Origin of the sequence: Pseudomonas morbosilactucae, from assembly GCF_023241715.1 — a bacterium.
Classification (GTDB): Bacteria; Pseudomonadota; Gammaproteobacteria; order Pseudomonadales; family Pseudomonadaceae; genus Aquipseudomonas; species Aquipseudomonas morbosilactucae.
In genome coordinates this window covers 1-3,577 of the sequence record NZ_JALQCW010000112.1, presented here as the reverse complement: position 1 = coordinate 3,577, position 3,577 = coordinate 1, and the positions used below count along the sequence as shown (strand labels likewise).

Annotated in this window: 3 protein-coding genes and 1 pseudogene; all 4 read right to left on the bottom strand. The window is 63.9% G+C overall.

Annotated elements, in window-relative coordinates; all coding sequences use genetic code 11:
• On the bottom strand, window positions 1-1,735 hold a 1,735-nt coding region (locus tag M1B34_RS32220; RefSeq protein WP_268267284.1), incomplete at its 3' end, for a phage tail-collar fiber domain-containing protein.
• Window positions 1,732-2,337, bottom strand: coding sequence for a phage tail protein I (locus M1B34_RS32215; RefSeq protein ID WP_268267283.1), 606 nt, complete (start codon window positions 2,335-2,337; stop codon window positions 1,732-1,734). The genes M1B34_RS32215 and M1B34_RS32220, both read right to left, overlap by 4 nt.
• A 1-nt stretch (window position 2,338) precedes the next feature.
• Entirely contained in the window at window positions 2,339-3,220 is an 882-nt protein-coding gene (locus tag M1B34_RS32210) for a baseplate assembly protein (protein ID WP_268267282.1), read from the bottom strand.
• A pseudogene (locus tag M1B34_RS32205) lies at window positions 3,217-3,544 on the bottom strand (GPW/gp25 family protein). Before M1B34_RS32205 ends, M1B34_RS32210 begins: the two are co-directional and overlap by 4 nt.
• Window positions 3,545-3,577: the final 33 nt, after the last annotated feature.

Sequence of the window (3,577 nt, the reverse complement as noted above, 5' to 3'; positions counted from 1 at the left end):
ATTCGATGGGGAATGGCACCGTCAGTGTTCCGTTATTTGCAATTTGAGAGCTTAAACCCCACTGAAGCACCAAGCCGCCAAGCCAGGTCGGGAAGGTGATATAGCCATTCGTCGTGAGACTGATCGCGAACCCTTTGCGGGCTTTCTTGGGGGTCAGCATCACCAGGTCGTTGGCGCCGTCCAGCATCTGCGCATCGCTGGCCACCTTCGCTGTTCCCTGATTGGCCTCAGTCGCCTGAGCGGCCAGCGGGGCAAGCGCTGCAACGTCGATGTTTCCCTGATTGATCGGCGCGTTCCAGGCCTTGATGCACCACATCACGGCCAGGTTGCGCGGACGCGTCTCAGAAGCGATGCGAGGCGCGCCGTTGGTGCCATCGGTTGCAGCCTCGTAGGTTCTCAACCGAGTGCCTGTTGCGCCTGGGGTTCCATTGTTTCCTACAAACTCCCCGACTCCGCCTCCCGTGCCGTTTTGCCAAATGGGGTTGTTGTGGTAGTGGCCTTGGAATGCATCGAGCTGCAAGGATCCAAGCGTCCGCCCAGCATCGACCCCGCGCCCATTGTCCCAGCCGCGCAGGAACTCGCCCCGCGAATCCGGCAAGCGGAAGTTGCCGGCACCCTCGTCGCCCTTGTTGAAGGTAGTGCCCAAGTACACGGCAAGATCGGGATAGGCTGCAATGCTCAGCAAACCGCCATTGACCTCAAGGAAGCCCGCAGGAACGGGGCCTTTCGGAAACGCCACCATCGAGCCCACAGGCAACGACGAGGCCTGAGCCACCAGCGCCTCGATCTCCGCCTTGGTGTACGTGTCGGTGATACCGTGCCCGGCCAGCGTGGTCGGGTTGGTCCCCGCGATCACCCGGCCGTATTTGTCGACAGTGACATTGGCATAGGAACCCGCGCTGATACCGGTCCGGCCCACGGCCATTTCAAATACCAGGGCCGTGGTGTCGAGGACAATCGGCCCATCGGTCACCAACTGCCAGACGCTATCGCCGTTGACCGTGCCCTTCTCGATGCTGACGAACAGACCCGGGGTCACCTCCAGGCTGCTGTCGGCATCCGTGGCCCGCTTCCAGACGCCCGTCGATGACACCACGTACAGCCCGTTGTCCTTGGCCTGAGTCTGATTTTTCACCAGCACCCGGGCATCCGCCGGCAGCAGCACCCCGTCGATGGTCAGCAAGCCACTCAAAACGATGTTGGCCGTGGTGGCCACCAGCGCCGAGTGCTTGAAGTCCAACTTGGCCAGGGCTTCGATCACCGCGTTATCGACATACTCGCGAGTCGCCAGGACCACCGCGGGGTCGATCTTCAGCACGATCTGCGCCGTGTTGGCCACGATGAAGTTCATGCGGATGATCTGCGTCTTGCCGGTGCCCTGGGCCAGCAAGGGCTTGAAGCTCGGCGCGCAGTTGGCCACCGCCACCATGTCGCCGTCGGCATCGTAGAGTGCGATCTCGCGGATCCAGCGGCCGCCCACATCGGACGGAATCACCTGCTCGGCGATCACCACGTTCGGGTTGGCCGGATCCGTACGCACCTGGTTGACCGGTGCGCGGCGCCATTCGTTGATCAGCCGGGTTTGCATGCGATCAGGAATGGGGTCGGTGTTATTGGCATCCCCCACCCCCATCTCCTTGAAGGTCCAAGGAACGCCCAGCGCCGTGGCGTTGGCCTGTTTTGCCTCCCCGACCGCCGTGAGGATGGCGAAAAACTGACTGTTTGAATCGATCATGAGTACACGTCCAGGGTGTCAATTTCATCTATGCACATGACCTGGCCATAGCGGCCGGTCACCTCGATATCCCGGGGGCTGGGCGGATAGACATCAATCACTTCGCCCTCCCCCACATAGGCGCCGAAGCCGATCATGCCGGAGGTTTCCAGGCTGATCGCCAGGCCCGTCATGTGCCGACTGACGGGCTTGGCGTCATCGATCAGCCGGGTCAGCTCCTGGTACATCTCCTCGCTGATGCCGGTGTCCAGCACCCCGACCTTGAGGGCAAAGGTCGCAGGCTCGCCCTCGGGCACCGTCTGCCACCACTCGACCACCTCAATCAGGTAGCCCAGGGGCTCGACTACTCGGCGCAGGGCGCCGATGGTGCCCTTGCGTTCATGGATGAAGAACGAGGCCCGAATGGCGTTGCGCTTTACGGCCTCGGACCAGCGCGGGTCCCAGCGATCCACCGACCAGGCCCAGGCCAACTGAGGCAGCAGATGCACTGGGCAGGTTGTGGGGTTGTAGAGGGTGCGCAGCAGGATCGCGGTGTCGCCGGCGTTCACGGCCTCAAGGGCTCGCTCCAGCGGCGTGCTGTTGATCGGTAAGAGGCTGGTCATCTCAGTCTCCCAGCGTGACGCTGTAACCCGTGCAGTACGCCGCCTGGGCTTTGCTCGGGGCCAGGTCCTGCCAGGCACCCAACTCAACCCGGGCTACGCCGGCCACGTGTAGCTGCGCGTCGATGGCCGAGCGTGCGACCTCAACACCCAGGCGCTTGCGTGGATTGATCCAGGCCACCAGCTTGCGCTCGGCCTCGGCCAGGGCAGCATCGCTTTCAGGGCCCGGGCCTTTCATGTGCAGCACCGCGTCGATGCGGTACGGCAACACCTGCGCGCTTTGCACCGTCACCCGATCCCCAAGCGGCCGCACGTCCTCATCGTTGAGCGCATCGGCCACCGTCGCCAGCAGCTCAGAGCTGGCCGTACCGTCGCCATCCAGGCTCAGCACGGTGACCGTCACCCACGCCGGTGACGGGCTTTCGGCTGCGGCATCCGCAACCAGGGCTGAAGCGTTACGCGCATGCAGGATGTAGCTGTTACGCGGCCCGGCCGTGGTCAGGCCCTCATAAGCCAGTTGCACGCGCTCGCGCAGGGCATCGTCCAGCTCCTTGACCTCCTCCACCGGCGGCACCGCCTGGGGATCCGCCGCCTGGACCACCAGGCGCTGCAGGTTGACGTTCGCCGCCAGGTGATCGAGGTCCGTACCCTTGGCGTGGGCCAGCAACAACGCCTTGGCTGCATCGTTGACCCGAGCCCGCAACTGCATGTCGCGGTAGGCTGCCAGCTCCAACTGCTTGACCACCGGGTCGCTCTCCAGGTTGGCCGTCCAGTTGTCGCCCATGTGCAGGCGAAACGTTGTCAGCTTGCCCTGGTATAGCTCTTCAAAGTCGAGGCTTTCCAGCACCTCCGGCGCCGGCAGCGCCGACAAATCCAGCGTACTCATGCCGTCACCTCCAATACCGCGCTATCCCCCAGGTACTGGCCTGTCAGTTGGAAGGTGATCTGGCCACCCACCAATGACACCACCAGCACCCGCTCCAACTTCAGGCGCGGCTCCCAACGCCCCAACGCCCGAGCCACCTCTGCTTGCACCGCGCTTTTCCAGCCGCCCGTGACGGGCAGATCGACAAAGCGCCGTAGCTTGCTGCCGTACTCCGGCCGCATCCGCCGGCTGCCCAGCGGCGTGCTCAGGATGTCCTCGATGGACTGCCGCAGGCGCTCAATGCCCCGACAGCGGCAAGCCGGTGCGGCGATCCATTCCGATCATCGTGTTACTCCTGCAGTTGCAGATCCGGGTGCG

Bases quoted from the DNA above. Each gene is read 5' to 3' on its own strand.
- M1B34_RS32215 (WP_268267283.1), bottom strand. From the start codon at position 2,337: ATGACCAGCCTCTTACCGATCAACAGCACGCCGCTGGAGCGAGCCCTT.
- M1B34_RS32210 (WP_268267282.1), bottom strand. From the start codon at position 3,220: ATGAGTACGCTGGATTTGTCGGCGCTGCCGGCGCCGGAGGTGCTGGAA.